This is a genomic window from Pseudomonas sp. NPDC089918 (genome assembly GCF_050280605.1).
GTDB lineage: Bacteria > Pseudomonadota > Gammaproteobacteria > Pseudomonadales > Pseudomonadaceae > Aquipseudomonas.
Map to the genome: position 1 here is coordinate 1 of NZ_JBNNVP010000073.1, position 15037 is coordinate 15037.

The window sequence follows — 15037 nt, forward strand, 5'->3', positions numbered from 1 at the left end:
GCTTGCACGGGTCGTATTTGCACTGCTGAAAGGGCAGAGTGAATACCAAGCGAAAACGGGTTGAGGGCTTCCCCTCAACCATAGAATCTCCCACAATGATTCCCAGTGAATGCAGCCTTTGCATCCACCCCAGATCCCTGTGGGAGCGGGCTTGCCCGCGATGACATTCGAAGTAGCGCTGGAGATTTTACGGTTTGAGTGCAATCACCGTCGCCCACTGCTCGGCTGTCACTGGCATCACCGACAGCCGTGAACCCTTCTGCACCAATGGCATCTCGGCCAACGCCGTTTGCTGCTTCAGATAATCGAGCTTCAGCACCCTGGAAAACGTCTCGACGTGAACAACATCAATCGCGCTCCAGGCGTTTTTCTCGGCAGTGGCCTTCGGATCGAAGTAATGACTCTCCGGCTCCAGCGCCGTCGGGTCCGGATACGCGGCCTCGACAATCTTGCCGACCCCGGCAATCCCCGGCTCCGGGCAACTGGAGTGATAGAAGAAAAACTCGTCGCCCACCGCCATGGCCCGCAGGAAGTTACGCGCCTGGTAGTTGCGAACCCCGTCCCAGCGCGCTCGGCCAAGCTTCTCCAGGTCTTTGATCGAGAGTTCGTCAGGCTCGGATTTCATCAGCCAATAGGCCATGGTTTTGCTCCTTGCGAGGTGAGTGGGCAAGCGGTCGGGCAATTTTATGACAAACCGACAGTCGGTTGACGCCAGCGTTTGCGTGTCGGTTCACGTTGTCGCAAAATGCCGGCCTTCTAAGCTTGACGCTGCTGCACGGCCTACACCTACAACGGAAACCGCTGCTGTCATCGTGTTGATGTGCCTTTGGGGGGCAATCGATGAAACGCAAACCGGATTTACTATGGATTTTGGTTATTTTGTTCGGCCTTGGTGTCGTGACCACCGGCTATGCCCAAAGCCTGTGGAACAACAAGCCCGATGCTCCGGTCGAGATCGCGCAGCAACAGCCGTCGGCCTTCAAGCGCTGAACCTGTCTTTCGACGCCGCTGAAATCAGTGGCGTCTAGTCCGCGAAATACCATGCCTTGTCCGTGACCGTTCCCTGCAGCGGCACATCCCAGCTCGCCTGAGCCAATCGTTGAACCTTCTGACATTCATGGGCCAGGCCCAGCAGCGTCGGCTTGCGCCAGTTTTTGCGGCGCGCCAGGTACGCCAGGCTTCGATCGTAGAAACCACCGCCCATTCCCAGGCGTCCGCCGACATCGTCAAACCCCACTAGCGGCAACAACACCAGATCCAGCGCCCAGACCTTGCGTTGTCGGGCAATGTTGTGTCGTGGTTCGGGGATGCGAAAACGGTTGGGTTTGAGCTTTTCGCCGGGGCGTATCCGCTGGAACACCATTTTGGTTCGCGGCCAGGCACTGAGCACCGGCAGATACGTCGCCTTGCCCCGACGTTGCGCGGCACGCATCAGCAAGCGCGGATCGATTTCACCGTCGGTGGGCAGGTACAGGGAGATGTGTTTTGCGCGGCGGAACAGCGGGTGCTGGATCAATTGCTTATACAGCCCGCGAGCGGCCTCGCGCTGCTGACTGGGTGTCAGTGCGCGGCGGGCCTTGCGCAGCATGCGTCGAAGTTGCGGGCGGGGCAGCAGCGCAGGTTCGGTCATGGGTTCAGGCTTCAGAAGTGCGAGTACCAAAGCGTACCCGTAAAAAAGCCGATGCCGGTATTTAAACCGGCATCGGACTGGAATCAGGCTCCCCGGATGAACCGCTGTCGACTTAGCCCTTGAACCCGAAAGTTCAAGGTGGAAGATGCAGTAGGCTTTAAGGCTTTCCGTCTAGCGGACATGCACACCAGCCCAACGTGCAACCTCCAGGGTAGTGCGAATCGGCTCAGGGACGTCGTCAACTGGCAAGCACCCCAGGGAGTGATGCGAGTATACCCCAAGCGGTTTCGCGTTTCAGCCCTTGGTGACATCCGGATCGGTCGACAGCACCAGATCGACGCGGTCCAGCAGGTCGCGAACCTGCTCACGGGTCGAGCCGCTGGCCTGCACATCCGGGCGTTCTTCCTTGTGCAGAAGATCGTGAGTGATGTTCAGCGCGGCCATCACGGCGATGCGGTCGGCGCCGATGACTTTGCCGCTGCTGCGGATTTCGCGCATCTTGCCGTCCAGATAACGAGCAGCGCTCACCAGGTTGCTGCGCTCTTCCTGGGGGCAAATGATCGAATATTCTTTGTCGAGGATCTGCACGGTAACGCTATTGCTTGAACTCATGAGTCTTGCTCCAGGGCCTTGAGGCGCGAAATCATCGATTCGACCTTACGCCGGGCGATTTCATTTTTTTCAATGAGATGCGCGCGTTCCTCGCGCCAGCTCTTTTCCTGAGCTAATAGGAGTCCATTCTGACTCTTTAGTTGCTCGACTCGAGTAATTAGCAGCTCGAGTCTGGCCATCAGCGCTTGCAGGTCGGTGTCTTCCATTGTGTCCACTGGTTGTGTCTGATGCGTGATAGCTGGCGGACAGCCTTTAATAGTCTTGGCGAGTCTGTCGATGTAGGATACAAGGCCTTCATTCTAGACATAGCGCCGTCTGGCGCCTAGCTGCCCATGCCCATTCAGAATTCTCCGTACCAAGCCTTTGCCACCCTGCTGAGCACCAGCGGCCATCCCGTCTCGCCTGCCGAACTGCACGGCCTGTTGCTCGGCCGCAGTTGCGCCGGTGCCGGCTTCGAAGCCGACAGCTGGTTGGCCGACGCCGCCGAGCTGCTCGAAGGCGAGCCACAAGACAACGTTCGCAACGCCTTGATCGGCCTGCAAGAGATGGTCAAGGGCGAGCTTACCAGCGACGACATGACCGTTGTTCTGCTGCTGCCGACCGACGACGCGCCGCTCACCGAGCGCGCGGCTGCACTGGGCCAGTGGTGCCAGGGCTTTCTTACCGGCTTCGGTCTGACCCGCCGCGAATATGCCTTGAGCACTGAAGCCACCGAAGTGCTGCAGGATCTCGCCGCCATTGCCCAGGTACAGGACGCGCTGGAAGAGTCCGACGACGGCGAAAGCGACTACATGGAAGTGATGGAGTACCTGCGCGTCGCTCCGTTGCTGCTGTTCACCGAAACCAAGAAAACCGACGAAGCGTCTGCCAAACCGTCGTTGCATTAATCGCGTGCCAGGGAAAGCCGTCTGCCCATGATTCATATCCCGAAATCGGAATACAGCCGTCGCCGCAAGGCCCTGATGGCGCAGATGGAACCCAACAGCATCGCCATCCTGCCCGCCGCCGCGGTGGCCATCCGCAACCGCGATGTCGAGCACGTCTACCGTCAGGACAGCGATTTCCAGTACCTCAGCGGTTTCCCCGAGCCTCAAGCCGTCATCGTCTTGATGCCCGGCCGTGAGCACGGCGAATACGTGCTGTTTTGCCGGGAACGTAATGCCGAACGGGAATTGTGGGACGGACTGCGCGCCGGCCAGGAAGGCGCGATCCGCGACTTCGGCGCCGACGACGCATTCCCCATCACCGACATCGACGACATCCTGCCGGGCCTGATCGAAGGCCGTGACCGGGTGTACTCGGCCATGGGCAGCAATCCGGAATTCGATCGGCACCTGATGGACTGGATCAACGTGATCCGCTCTAAAGCGCACCTCGGCGCCCAGCCGCCGAACGAATACGTTGCCCTGGATCATCTGCTTCACGACATGCGCCTGTATAAATCGGCGGCAGAAGTGAAGGTAATGCGCGAAGCCGCACGGATTTCCGCCCAGGCCCATATTCGTGCGATGCAGGCCAGCCGTGCCGGTTTGCATGAGTTCAGCCTCGAAGCCGAGCTCGATTACGAGTTTCGCAAGGGCGGGGCGAAGATGCCGGCTTACGGTTCGATCGTCGCCGCCGGGCGCAACAGCTGCATCCTGCATTACCAGCAGAATGACGCAGTTCTCAAGGACGGCGATCTGGTGCTGATCGACGCCGGTTGCGAGATCGACTGCTACGCCAGCGACATCACCCGCACCTGGCCGGTCAATGGCAAGTATTCACCGGAGCAGAAGGCGATTTACGAGTTGGTGCTGGCTTCTCAGGAAGCCGCGTTTGCCGAAATCGCACCGAACAAGCACTGGAATCAGGCACACGAAGCCACGGTCCGGGTGATTACCGCCGGTCTGGTGAAGTTGGGCCTGTTGCAGGGCGACGTCGACGAGTTGATCGCCAGCGAAGCCTATAAAGCGTTTTACATGCACCGCGCCGGCCACTGGCTGGGCATGGATGTTCACGACGTTGGCGAGTACAAGGTCGGCGGCGAATGGCGCGTGCTGGAAGTCGGCATGGCGCTGACGGTCGAACCGGGCATTTACATTGCGCCGGACAACCAGAACGTGGCGAAGAAATGGCGCGGCATTGGCGTGCGCATCGAGGACGACGTGGTGGTCACTAAAACCGGTTGTGAAATCCTGACGAACGGCGTGCCGAAAACGGTCGCCGACATCGAGGCATTGATGGCCGCAGCACGGACACAAGCGGCATGAGTCGAGTCAATCTGGCAATCATCGGCGGTGGCCTGGTCGGCGCCAGTCTGGCGTTGGCGTTGCAGGCCGGGGCCAAGGCCCGCGGCTGGAAGATCGTGCTGATCGAACCGTTTGCCCCCGGCGACAGCTATCAACCGAGTTATGACGCCCGCTCTTCGGCGCTGTCCTATGGTGCCCGGCAGATTTATCAACGGTTGGGCGTGTGGCAGGAAATCTCCCGCCGCGCCGAGCCGATCAAGCAGATTCATGTCTCCGACCGTGGACGTTTCTCCACCGCGCGGCTGTCGGCGATGGAAGAGGGCGTTCCGGCGTTGGGTTATGTGGTGGAAAACGCCTGGCTCGGCCAATGCCTCTGGCACAGTCTGGACAAGGACGTGATCAGTTGGCGTTGCCCGGCGGAGGTCACCGGCATGGAACCGCTGACCGACGGCTATCGCCTGACGCTCAACGATGAAACCCTGGTGGAATGCGACCTTGCGGTGCTCGCCGATGGCGGCCGTTCCGGCTTGCGTGAGCAACTGGGAATCGGCATCAAGAAACGCCCGTATAACCAGAGCGCGCTGATCGCCAACATCACCCCCAGCGAAGCGCACAACGGCATGGCCTTCGAGCGTTTCACCGACGATGGTCCGATGGCTTTGCTGCCATTGCCGGACAATCGCTGCGCTTTGGTCTGGACCCGTCTGGGCATGGACGCGCAACGACTGGCAGCCCTTGATGACCGCAGCTTTCTCACTGAGCTACAGGGCATCTTCGGTTATCGTCTCGGCACGCTGAAACAGGTCGGCGCACGGCATTTGTATCCGCTGTCGCTGATCGAAGCCGAGGAACAAGTCCGCCCGCATCTGGCGATCCTCGGCAACGCCGCCCACAGCCTGCATCCGATTGCCGGGCAAGGGTTCAACCTGTCGTTGCGTGACGCCCAGGCGCTGGCCGACAGTTTGTTGGGCAGCGAGACATCGCCCGGCGATTTCGCCACCTTGCAGGCCTACCGCGAGCGTCAGCGCATGGATCAGAACCTGACCGTGGGCTTCTCCGATCAGGTCACCCGCTTGTTCGGCAGCACTCAGCCGCTGGTTTCCCTGGGTCGCAACATTGGGCTGCTTGGCCTCGATCTGCTGCCGCCGGCCAAACGCTGGTTCGCCCGGCAGGCCATGGGCCTGGGTACGCGTCCCGATGACTAAGCGAAAGCCGGGCAGGGTGCACCTGCAAGTCGATATTCACGACGGCGCGAGCACTTGGGTGACGCGCGTCGGAAAAAACTTTATGAGCGGCTCAAGCCGCAAGCGAGACAGGCTTAAAGCATGGAAATGCGCGCAGATCTGCTGATTGTCGGGGCCGGAATGGTCGGCAGTGCCCTGGCGCTGGCGTTACAAAACAGTGGGCTCGAAGTCCTGCTGCTGGACGGTAGTCCCCTGAGCGTCAAACCCTTCGATGGGCAGGCTCCGTTCGAACCGCGGGTGAGCGCTTTGTCGGCGGCCAGCCAGCGAATACTCGAACGTCTGGGCGTTTGGGATGGCATCGTCAGCCGGCGCAGCAGCCCCTATACGGACATGCATGTCTGGGATGGCAGCGGCACCGGGCAGATCCATTTCTCGGCGACCAGCGTGCATGCCGAAGTGCTCGGGCATATCGTCGAGAACCGCGTGGTTCAGGACGCCTTGCTCGACCGACTGCACGACTGCGATCTGGGGATGCTGGCCAATGCGCGTCTGGAGCAGATGCGTCGCTCCGGTGACGACTGGCTACTGACCCTGGCCGATGGCCGCACCTTGCGGGCACCTTTGGTGATCGCGGCGGATGGCGCCAACTCGGCCGTTCGGCGCCTGACCGGTGTTGCGACTCGCGAATGGGATTACATGCACCACGCGATCGTTACCAGCGTGCGCAGCTCAAAACCCCATCGAATGACTGCGTGGCAACGATTCACTGACAACGGTCCGCTGGCGTTTCTGCCGCTGGAGCGGGACGGTCAACAGGATTGGTGCTCGATTGTCTGGTCGACCACGCCGAGCGAAGCCGAGCGCTTGATGGCGCTGGATGACGAAGGCTTTTGCAAGGAGCTGGAGCGGGCCTTCGAGGGCTGCCTCGGCACGGTGCTCAGCGCCGACCCGCGTCTGTGCGTGCCGCTGCGTCAGCGTCATGCCAAGCGTTACGTAGCTGAAGGCCTGGCGCTGATCGGCGACGCGGCCCACACCATTCATCCGCTGGCCGGGCAGGGCGTGAACCTCGGTTTCCTCGATGCCGCGGTGCTGGCCGAAGTGCTGCTACAAGCGGCCACGCGCGGCGAGCGGTTGGCGGACGTGAAAGTGCTCAGTCGCTATGAGCGTCGGCGCATGCCTCACAACCTGGCATTGATGGCGGCGATGGAAGGGTTCGAGCGATTGTTCCAGGCCGATCCGTTGCCGGTGCGCTGGTTGCGTAATACCGGGTTGAAGATGGTCGATCAGATGCCCGAGGCCAAGGCGTTGTTCGTGCGTGAGGCGCTTGGGTTGATTGGGGATCTGCCGGCGTTGGCCAAGGCCTGAAGCGGGCACGGTTCTGTGGCGAGGGGGCTTGCCCCCGTTGGACTGCGAAGCAGTCCCGGCATTTTCTCAGACAAAATCTGCAATCCGATTTGCGACCGCTGCGCGCTCGAACGGGGGCAAGCCCCCTCGCCACATTGCCATTCATTCGATTGTGCAACATCCGGTAACGCCTCCACTCACTGTCCGATTGAGATGCGAAATGTGAGTCCTTATCATTCGCTCTCACTTCCCCATTCGAGAGACCGCTTCCATGTTGGCACCCAAGCGTCTACTGACCGCACTGGCCCTGACCCTGATTGGCAGCACCGCCGCCCAGGCCGCCGACGAGGTGGTGGTTTACTCCTCGCGTATCGATGAGTTGATCAAGCCAGTCTTCGATGTCTACACCCAGAAAACCGGCGTGCAGGTGAAGTTCATCACCGACAAGGAGGCGCCGCTGATGCAGCGGATCAAGGCCGAGGGCGAAAACGCCACTGCCGATCTGCTGCTGACCGTCGACGCCGGCAACCTCTGGCAGGCCGAGCAGATGGGCATCCTCCAGCCGTTCACTTCCAAGGTGATCGACGCCAACATCCCACTGCAATACCGCGCTTCCTCCCATGCCTGGACCGGCCTCAGCCTGCGGGCACGGACCATCGCCTACTCCACCGACCGGGTGAAACCCGGTGAGCTGACCACCTACGAGGCGCTGGCCGACAAGCAGTGGGAAGGCCGCCTGTGCCTGCGCACGGCGAAGAAGGTCTACAACCAGTCCCTGACCGCCACCATGATCGAAGTCCATGGCGCTGAGAAAACCGAGAAAATCCTCAAGGGCTGGGTCAATAACCTGTCCACCGACGTGTTCTCCGACGACATTGCCGTGCTGGAGGCGATCAACGCCGGCCAGTGCGACGTAGGTATCGTCAACACTTACTACTACGGCCGTCTGCACAAACAGAAACCAGACCTGCCAGTGAAGCTGTTCTGGCCGAATCAGGGCGACCGTGGCGTGCACGTCAACCTGTCGGGCATTGGCCTGACCAAACACGCGCCACACCCAGAAGCCGCCAAGGCGCTGGTGGAGTGGATGACCACGCCTGAAGCGCAGAAGATTTTCGCTGACGTGAATCAGGAATTCCCGGCCAACCCTGCCGTTCAGCCTTCAGCTGAAGTAGCGAGCTGGGGCAAGTTTGTGGCCGACACCTTGCCGGTGGAAATCGCTGGCAAGCGTCAGGCTGAAGCGATCCGGATGATGGATCGGGCTGGCTGGAACTGAGTCTGTCGATATACTGCGCCACAGAATGAAGTCGGCGGTGCCCCTGCCGGCCTGATCGTTCCCACGCTCTGCGTGGGAATGCATCCACCGACGCTCCGCGTCGAGGCGTGACGCAGAGCGTCACAAGATGTGTGCCCACGCAGAGCGTGGGCACAATCATTTAAACGAGAGCTTTCCTTGGCCCACCCCGCCCAACGCCGCTGGTATCCCCTGGTCTTCGCCATTGCTGCGCTGGTCTTGCTGCCCCTGAGCGTTCTGCTTTTTTCCTGGCAAATCATCGATCAGCAGATCTGGTCCCACCTGTGGGACACCCAGATGCCGCGGTTGCTGGGCAATACCCTGACGCTGGTACTCGGCGTCGGTTTTGGCGTAACGCTGCTGGGCGTCAGCCTGGCCTGGCTCACCAGCCTCTGCGAGTTTCCCGGGCGGCGTTGGCTGGACTGGGCGCTGATGTTGCCCTTTGCGATTCCTGCTTATGTGCTGGCATTTGTCTTCGTTGGCCTGCTGGATTTCGCCGGCCCCGTGCAAACCTTGCTGCGCGAATGGTTTGGCAGCGGTTTGAGGCTGCCGCGAGTGCGCTCCACCGGCGGTGTGATTCTGGTACTGGTGCTGGTTTTTTATCCGTACGTTTACCTCTTGGCACGTAGCGCATTCCTGGCTCAGGGCAAAGGCTTGATGGAAGCAGCGCGAGTCCTTGGGCAATCCCCGTGGCAGGCGTTCTGGCGGGTTGCATTGCCGATGGCACGTCCGGCCATTGGCGCGGGCGTGGCGTTGGCGCTAATGGAAACCCTGGCGGATTTCGGTGCCGTGTCGGTGTTCAACTTCGATACGTTCACCACCGCTATCTACAAAACCTGGTACGGCTTTTTCAGTCTTTCCACGGCTGCGCAACTGGCCAGCCTGTTGCTGTTGGTGGTGATGGTCGTGCTGTATGGCGAGCGCCGTGCCCGCGGGGCCAATCGGGCGAGCAACGAACGACCGCGGGTCAAGGCGTTGTATCACCTGCGCGGGGTCAAGGCGCTGGCGGCCATGAGCTGGTGTGGTCTGGTATTTGCCTGCGCCTTCGTCATTCCCGTGCTGCAACTGGTGGTGTGGTTTTGGCAACGTGGGCGCTTCGATCTGGATGAGCGTTATGCCGGATTGATTATCCATACCCTGTACCTGGGCGGCATGGCAGCATTGATCACCGTCAGTGTCGCTCTGGTGCTGGCCTTTGCCCGTCGATTGGCGCCGACCCGGGCGATCCGCTCCGGCATCAGTCTGGCTAACCTTGGCTACGCCTTGCCGGGCTCGGTGCTGGCGGTGTCGATCATGCTGGCGTTCAGTTACCTGGATCGCGAACTGGTGATCCCGCTGTCGGGATGGCTTGGCGGCGCGGGCAAACCGTTGCTGCTGGGCAGTCTGTCGGCGTTGTTGCTGGCCTATCTGGTGCGTTTTATCGCGGTGGCCTATGGACCGCTGGAAAGCAGCCTGGCGCGAATACGGCCATCTTTGCCCGAAGCAGCACGTAGCCTTGGCGTCAGTGGGCCACGACTGTTTTTCAAAGTGTATCTGCCGTTGCTGCTGCCGGGCACATTGAGCGCAGCGTTGCTGGTGTTCGTCGACGTGCTCAAGGAAATGCCCGCAACCCTGCTGATGCGCCCGTTTGGCTGGGACACGCTGGCGGTTCGGATCTTTGAAATGACCAGCGAAGGCGAGTGGGCGAGGGCCTCGTTGCCGGCACTGACCCTGGTGTTGGTCGGGTTGTTACCGGTCATCGGATTGATCCGACGTTCGGCGCATCGAAACGCGTAGGTGTCAGTCCTACACCTTGCGGCTACAATGCGCGGCATTCGGTGCGGTCCGTCCTCGGATCGGGTTGCTGAAATCGGCTGAAAGCCTTTTATTTCAAGGCATATCATCCCGTGCAGCGCCTGCCCGCACCTTCGCCACGCCCGGAAGGAGAAACCCATGGGACAGCGTACGCCTCTGTACGACCTTCATCTCGCCCTCGGCGCGAAGATGGTCGATTTTGGCGGTTGGGATATGCCTCTGCATTACGGCTCGCAGGTTGAGGAACACCATCAGGTGCGCCGCGATTGCGGGGTTTTCGATGTATCCCACATGACCGTGATCGATGTTGACGGCCCCCAGGCCAAGGCCTGGCTTCAGTATTTACTGGCCAATGACGTCGAGCGTCTGCACAGCCCCGGCCGTGCCTTGTACAGCGCCATGCTCAACGAGCACGGCGGCATCGTCGACGACATGATCGTCTATCGTCTCGAGGACGGTTATCGCCTGGTGGTCAACGCCTCCACCCGTAATCAGGACCTGGCCTGGATGCAAGCTCATCTCGGCGACTTCGATGTGCGGCTCAACGAGCGCTCCGAGCTGGCGATGCTGGCCATTCAAGGGCCTCACGCCCGGCACAAGATTGCCGAACTGGTGACTCAGTCCCGCGGCACGCTGATTCAGCAGCTCAAATATTTCGAAGGTCAGACCGACGGTGACTGGTTCATCGCGCGCACCGGTTACACCGGTGAGGATGGTCTGGAAATCGTGCTGCCCGCCGACCAGGCACCGGGCTTTTTCAACGATCTGGTGGGCGCGGGTATTTCCCCGATCGGCCTCGGTGCCCGCGATACCTTGCGTGTCGAAGCCGGCATGAACCTCTACGGGCAGGACATTCATCAAGAAGTTTCGCCTTTGGCCTCCAACATGGCCTGGAGCATTGCCTGGGAGCCGGCCACGCGCCAGTTCATTGGCCGCACTGCCCTGGAAGCCGAACAGGCCGATGGCGTACAGCACAAACTGGTGGGTCTGGTCTTGGAAGAGCGTGGGGTTTTGCGGGCGCATCAGGTGGTTCGCATCGCCGATGTTGGCGAAGGGGAGATCACCAGTGGTAGTTTCTCTCCTACGCTTAGCAAGTCGATTGCACTGGCGCGCGTACCGGTGGCCACCGCCGACCGCGCTGAAGTGGAAATCCGTGGCAAGTGGTACCCGGTTCGAGTGGTCAAACCGACCTTCGTACGCCACGGCAAAACCTTGATCTAACTTTTTTTGGCGGGCAATGACCGCTGACATTTTTCTTGAGGACACAGAACATGAGCGAAATCCCTGTCGACCTGCGTTTTGCCGAAAGTCACGAATGGGCCCGTCTAGACCATGATGGCGGCGTGAAAGTGGGTATTTCAGACCATGCTCAGGAAGCCTTGGGTGACGTAGTGTTCGTTGAGCTGCCGGAAATCGGCAAAGTGTTCGCTGCCGGTGAGGCTGCGGGTGTCGTCGAGTCGGTCAAGGCTGCCTCCGATATCTACTCGCCAGTTTCCGGCACGGTCATTGCCGTCAACGAAGAGTTGGCCAACAACCCTGAACTGGTCAACAGCGCGCCTTATGACAGCTGGTTCTTCAAACTCGAGCCAAGCGATACCTCCGAGCTGGACAAGCTGCTGCTCGATGCAGGTGCCTACAAGGCGGCCATCGGCGAATAAGCTTTCAGCGTTACCTCAAAGCCCCGATTATCCGGGGCTTTTTTGTATCTGCCAACTTGATGCGCTGAGGACTAAATGTGGGAGCGGCGGTGCGACGATTCGACTTGCTCGCGAAAGCTATTAATCATTCAGCGTATATGGCGACTGACCCACCGCTTTCGCGAGCAAGCCCGCTCCCACAGGGTAAGTGTCAAGCTCCCCACAGGCTCGCTGTCGGCAGCGACTGCTATGCTGGTTTGACCGCATTGCATCGACGCCGAGCGCCAGTCAAGAGAGAGCCCGTCATGTCCCAGTTGCCGTCCTTGAGCCAGTTACGCGACCCCAATACCTTCCTGCGCCGCCATCTGGGCCCCGATGCCGCCGAGCAGCAGGCGATGCTCGACAGCCTCGGTCTTGGTAGCCGGGTCGAACTGATCGAGCAGACGGTGCCGCCGGGAATCCGCCTCAACCGGCCGCTGGACTTGCCGCCGGCCCTCGACGAAGAAGCCGCGCTGGCCAAGTTGCGGGGCTACGCCGAGCAGAACCAGGTCTGGACCAGCCTGATCGGCATGGGATACCACGGCACCCTCACGCCGGCCGTCATCCTGCGCAACGTGCTGGAAAATCCCGGTTGGTACACCGCCTATACCCCCTATCAACCGGAGATCGCTCAAGGCCGGCTCGAAGCGTTGCTGAATTTCCAGCAGCTGACCATCGACCTGACCGGCCTGGAACTGGCCAACGCCTCGCTGCTGGATGAAGCCACGGCGGCAGCCGAGGCCATGGCGCTGGCCAAGCGCGTGGCCAAATCCAGAAGTAACCTGTTTTTCGTCGATGAGAATTGCCACCCGCAGACCATCTCCGTCGTGCGGACCCGGGCCGAAGGGTTTGGTTTCGAGTTGATCATCGATGCTGTGGATAACTTGAAAAAACACCAGGTATTCGGCGCGCTGCTGCAATATCCCGACACCCACGGTGAAGTGCGCGATCTGCGCCCATTGATCGATCATCTGCATGCCCAGCATGCCTTGGCCTGTGTGGCGACCGATCTGCTAAGCCTGCTGTTGCTGACCCCGCCGGGGGAGCTAGGCGCCGACGTGGTGTTCGGTTCGTCCCAGCGCTTCGGCGTGCCCATGGGCTACGGCGGTCCCCACGCGGCGTTTTTTGCCAGTCGCGACGAGTACAAACGGGCGATTCCCGGGCGGATCATCGGCGTGTCGAAAGATGCGCGCGGCAACGTCGCCCTGCGCATGGCCCTGCAAACCCGCGAGCAACATATCCGCCGGGAGAAGGCCAACTCCAACATCTGCACCGCTCAGGTGCTGCTGGCCAATATCGCCAGTTTCTACGCGGTCTACCATGGACCGGAAGGGCTAAAACGGATTGCCCAGCGCGTCCATCGGCTGACCTGCATCCTCGCCGCCGGCCTGGAGCGTCACGGGATCACCCGTCTCAACCAGAATTTCTTCGACACCCTGACCCTGGAGGTGGGGGGCACTCAGACGGCGATCATCGAAAGTGCCCAGGCGGCGCAGATCAATTTGCGCATTCTCGGCCGTGGGCAGCTGGGACTGAGCCTCGACGAAACCTGTGACGAAACCACCGTGGCGAAGCTGTTCGATGTGTTTCTCGGTGCCGATCATGGGCTCAATGTCGACGACCTGGACGCTGAAACGCTGGTATCCGGCATTCCTGCCGGGTTGCAGCGCAGTACACCTTATCTGCGTCATCCGGTGTTCAACGCTCATCACAGCGAAACCGAAATGCTGCGTTACCTCAAACAGCTGGAAAACAAAGACCTGGCGCTCAATCAATCGATGATTCCGCTGGGCTCTTGCACCATGAAGCTCAACGCTACCAGCGAGATGATCCCCATCACCTGGCCGCAGTTCGCCAACCTGCATCCGTTTGTGCCGAAAGAGCAAGTGGTGGGTTATTCCTTGATGATCGAGGAGCTGGAGCGCTGGCTCTGCGCGATCACCGGTTTCGATGCGATCTGCATGCAACCCAACTCGGGCGCTCAGGGCGAGTACGCCGGGTTACTGGCGATTCGCAAATATCACGAGAGCCGCCATCAGGGCGCGCGGGATATCTGCCTGATCCCGTCATCGGCCCACGGCACCAACCCGGCTTCGGCGCAGATGGCCGGTATGCGGGTGGTGATCGTCGAGTGCGATGAGGCGGGTAATGTCGATCTGGATGATCTGAAGGAAAAGGCCACGGCGGCGGGGGATAAACTCGCCTGCCTGATGGCGACTTATCCTTCGACCCACGGGGTTTACGAGGAAGGCATCAGCGAGATCTGTGAAGTTATCCACAGCCATGGCGGTCAGGTGTACATGGATGGTGCCAACCTCAACGCGCAGGTTGGATTGGCACGGCCGGCAGACATCGGTGCCGACGTGTCGCACATGAACCTGCACAAAACCTTCTGTATTCCCCACGGCGGTGGCGGGCCGGGGATGGGCCCGATTGGCGTTCGGGCGCACCTGGCACCGTTTGTTGCCAATCACCCGGTAGTGCCAATCGATGGCCCGCTGCCGGAAAACGGCGCAGTGAGCGCGGCACCTTGGGGCAGTGCAAGCATTCTGCCCATCAGCTGGATGTACATCGCCATGATGGGGCCGCAACTGGCGGATGCGAGCGAGGTGGCGATTCTCGCCGCGAATTACCTGGCGCAGCATTTGGCCGGCGCATTTCCAGTGCTCTACACCGGGCGCAACGAGCGAGTGGCCCACGAATGCATTCTCGACTTGCGACCGCTCAAGGCACAGACCGGGATCAGTGAAGAGGACGTTGCCAAACGCCTGATGGACTACGGCTTCCATGCGCCGACCATGTCATTCCCGGTGCCGGGGACGTTGATGGTCGAACCGACCGAGAGTGAATCGAAGGCGGAGCTGGACCGTTTTATCGGCGCGATGCTGAGTATCCGCGCGGAAATCACCGAGGTGCAGAACGGCAACTGGCCGGCAGAGGACAACCCGCTGAAACGCTCGCCGCATACCTTGGCCGACATCACCGGGGTTTGGGAGCGGCCGTACAGCATCGAGCGGGCGGTGACGCCGGATGCTCACACCAAGGCCCATAAGTACTGGCCGGTGGTGAACCGCGTGGACAATGTCTACGGTGACCGCAACCTGTTTTGCGCGTGTGTGCCGGTGGATGAATACCGCTGAATTCACGAGAGATGAAGATCTAATGTGGGAGCGGGCTTTTGTGGCGAGGGAGCTTGCTCCCTCGCCCCCGCCTCGTTGGCCTGGGCCGACGTGCCGTCGCCGGCCTCGCTGGAGCGGCGCATGGCTTCGACCGCC

The 15037-nt window shown here is 60.8% G+C and carries 14 protein-coding genes and 1 other RNA gene; 10 read left to right on the forward strand and 5 right to left on the reverse strand.

Annotated features, from left to right (window positions below; genetic code table 11):
* Positions 1-187: 187 nt before the first annotated feature.
* Positions 188-640, reverse strand: a complete 453-nt coding sequence (locus ACQKPC_RS29200) for an EVE domain-containing protein (protein ID WP_427628103.1) — start codon at positions 638-640, stop codon at positions 188-190.
* A 200-nt stretch (positions 641-840) separates the two neighbouring features.
* On the opposite strand from ACQKPC_RS29200, the gene ACQKPC_RS29205 reads away from it, so the two are divergent.
* Complete coding sequence (locus ACQKPC_RS29205; protein WP_018927582.1) at positions 841-990, forward strand: hypothetical protein; 150 nt, start codon at positions 841-843, stop codon at positions 988-990.
* 34 nt (positions 991-1024) lie between these two features.
* Here the strand turns inward: ACQKPC_RS29205 and ACQKPC_RS29210 are convergent, their stop codons facing one another.
* The 4 genes from ACQKPC_RS29210 to ACQKPC_RS29225 all read right to left on the reverse strand — a co-directional run bounded on the left by ACQKPC_RS29210 (position 1025) and on the right by ACQKPC_RS29225 (position 2448).
* On the reverse strand, positions 1025-1630 hold the full coding sequence (locus ACQKPC_RS29210) for a 5-formyltetrahydrofolate cyclo-ligase (RefSeq protein ID WP_427628105.1): 606 nt from the start codon (positions 1628-1630) through the stop codon (positions 1025-1027).
* Positions 1631-1715: 85 nt separating this feature from the next.
* A non-coding RNA gene (gene ssrS, locus ACQKPC_RS29215) (6S RNA) lies at positions 1716-1894 on the reverse strand.
* 30 nt (positions 1895-1924) lie between these two features.
* Complete coding sequence (locus tag ACQKPC_RS29220; RefSeq protein ID WP_007899404.1) at positions 1925-2242, reverse strand: cell division protein ZapA; 318 nt, start codon at positions 2240-2242, stop codon at positions 1925-1927.
* A complete protein-coding gene (locus ACQKPC_RS29225; protein WP_007899405.1) occupies positions 2239-2448 on the reverse strand; it encodes a TIGR02449 family protein in 210 nt (69 codons plus the stop codon). Before ACQKPC_RS29225 ends, ACQKPC_RS29220 begins: the two co-directional genes overlap by 4 nt.
* 126 nt (positions 2449-2574) lie before the next feature.
* Here ACQKPC_RS29225 and ACQKPC_RS29230 point away from each other — a divergent pair, with 126 nt between their 5' ends.
* The 9 genes from ACQKPC_RS29230 (at position 2575) to gcvP (ending at position 14902) form a co-directional block, all read left to right on the forward strand.
* On the forward strand, positions 2575-3129 hold the full coding sequence (locus tag ACQKPC_RS29230; protein WP_427628108.1) for a YecA family protein: 555 nt from the start codon (positions 2575-2577) through the stop codon (positions 3127-3129).
* Between the two features lie 27 nt (positions 3130-3156).
* Complete coding sequence (gene pepP, locus ACQKPC_RS29235; RefSeq protein WP_427628110.1) at positions 3157-4491, forward strand: Xaa-Pro aminopeptidase; 1335 nt, start codon at positions 3157-3159, stop codon at positions 4489-4491.
* The gene (gene ubiH, locus ACQKPC_RS29240) at positions 4488-5675 is read left to right on the forward strand and encodes a 2-octaprenyl-6-methoxyphenyl hydroxylase (RefSeq protein WP_427628112.1); all 1188 of its coding nucleotides are present in this window, start codon (positions 4488-4490) and stop codon (positions 5673-5675) included. Before pepP ends, ubiH begins: the two co-directional genes overlap by 4 nt.
* 126 nt (positions 5676-5801) lie before the next feature.
* Entirely contained in the window at positions 5802-7019 is a 1218-nt protein-coding gene (locus ACQKPC_RS29245; protein WP_427628121.1) for a 2-octaprenyl-3-methyl-6-methoxy-1,4-benzoquinol hydroxylase, read from the forward strand.
* Positions 7020-7269: 250 nt separating this feature from the next.
* Positions 7270-8274 carry an extracellular solute-binding protein gene (locus ACQKPC_RS29250; RefSeq protein WP_063342192.1) on the forward strand — a complete coding sequence of 335 codons (1005 nt, stop codon included), beginning with the start codon at positions 7270-7272 and terminating at the stop codon, positions 8272-8274.
* A 177-nt stretch (positions 8275-8451) separates the two neighbouring features.
* On the forward strand, positions 8452-10068 hold the full coding sequence (locus ACQKPC_RS29255) for an ABC transporter permease (RefSeq protein WP_427628115.1): 1617 nt from the start codon (positions 8452-8454) through the stop codon (positions 10066-10068).
* A gap of 156 nt (positions 10069-10224) precedes the next feature.
* Complete coding sequence (gcvT, locus tag ACQKPC_RS29260; RefSeq protein WP_207267418.1) at positions 10225-11307, forward strand: glycine cleavage system aminomethyltransferase GcvT; 1083 nt, start codon at positions 10225-10227, stop codon at positions 11305-11307.
* Between the two features lie 50 nt (positions 11308-11357).
* A complete protein-coding gene (gcvH, locus tag ACQKPC_RS29265) occupies positions 11358-11744 on the forward strand; it encodes a glycine cleavage system protein GcvH (RefSeq protein ID WP_427628117.1) in 387 nt (128 codons plus the stop codon).
* A 284-nt stretch (positions 11745-12028) separates the two neighbouring features.
* The gene (gene gcvP / locus ACQKPC_RS29270) at positions 12029-14902 is read left to right on the forward strand and encodes an aminomethyl-transferring glycine dehydrogenase (RefSeq protein ID WP_427628119.1); all 2874 of its coding nucleotides are present in this window, start codon (positions 12029-12031) and stop codon (positions 14900-14902) included.
* Positions 14903-15037: the final 135 nt, after the last annotated feature.

Excerpts from the sequence above, each read along its gene's own strand:
- ubiH (WP_427628112.1), top strand. The coding sequence starts at position 4,488 with ATGAGTCGAGTCAATCTGGCAATCATCGGCGGTGGCCTGGTCGGCGCC.
- ACQKPC_RS29205 (WP_018927582.1), top strand. The coding sequence starts at position 841 with ATGAAACGCAAACCGGATTTACTATGGATTTTGGTTATTTTGTTCGGC.
- ACQKPC_RS29250 (WP_063342192.1), top strand. The coding sequence starts at position 7,270 with ATGTTGGCACCCAAGCGTCTACTGACCGCACTGGCCCTGACCCTGATT.
- gcvT (WP_207267418.1), top strand. The coding sequence starts at position 10,225 with ATGGGACAGCGTACGCCTCTGTACGACCTTCATCTCGCCCTCGGCGCG.
- ACQKPC_RS29230 (WP_427628108.1), top strand. The coding sequence starts at position 2,575 with ATGCCCATTCAGAATTCTCCGTACCAAGCCTTTGCCACCCTGCTGAGC.
- gcvH (WP_427628117.1), top strand. The coding sequence starts at position 11,358 with ATGAGCGAAATCCCTGTCGACCTGCGTTTTGCCGAAAGTCACGAATGG.
- ACQKPC_RS29220 (WP_007899404.1), bottom strand. The coding sequence starts at position 2,242 with ATGAGTTCAAGCAATAGCGTTACCGTGCAGATCCTCGACAAAGAATAT.
- ACQKPC_RS29210 (WP_427628105.1), bottom strand. The coding sequence starts at position 1,630 with ATGACCGAACCTGCGCTGCTGCCCCGCCCGCAACTTCGACGCATGCTG.
- ACQKPC_RS29245 (WP_427628121.1), top strand. The coding sequence starts at position 5,802 with ATGCGCGCAGATCTGCTGATTGTCGGGGCCGGAATGGTCGGCAGTGCC.
- gcvP (WP_427628119.1), top strand. The coding sequence starts at position 12,029 with ATGTCCCAGTTGCCGTCCTTGAGCCAGTTACGCGACCCCAATACCTTC.
- ACQKPC_RS29225 (WP_007899405.1), bottom strand. The coding sequence starts at position 2,448 with ATGGAAGACACCGACCTGCAAGCGCTGATGGCCAGACTCGAGCTGCTA.
- ACQKPC_RS29200 (WP_427628103.1), bottom strand. The coding sequence starts at position 640 with ATGGCCTATTGGCTGATGAAATCCGAGCCTGACGAACTCTCGATCAAA.
- pepP (WP_427628110.1), top strand. The coding sequence starts at position 3,157 with ATGATTCATATCCCGAAATCGGAATACAGCCGTCGCCGCAAGGCCCTG.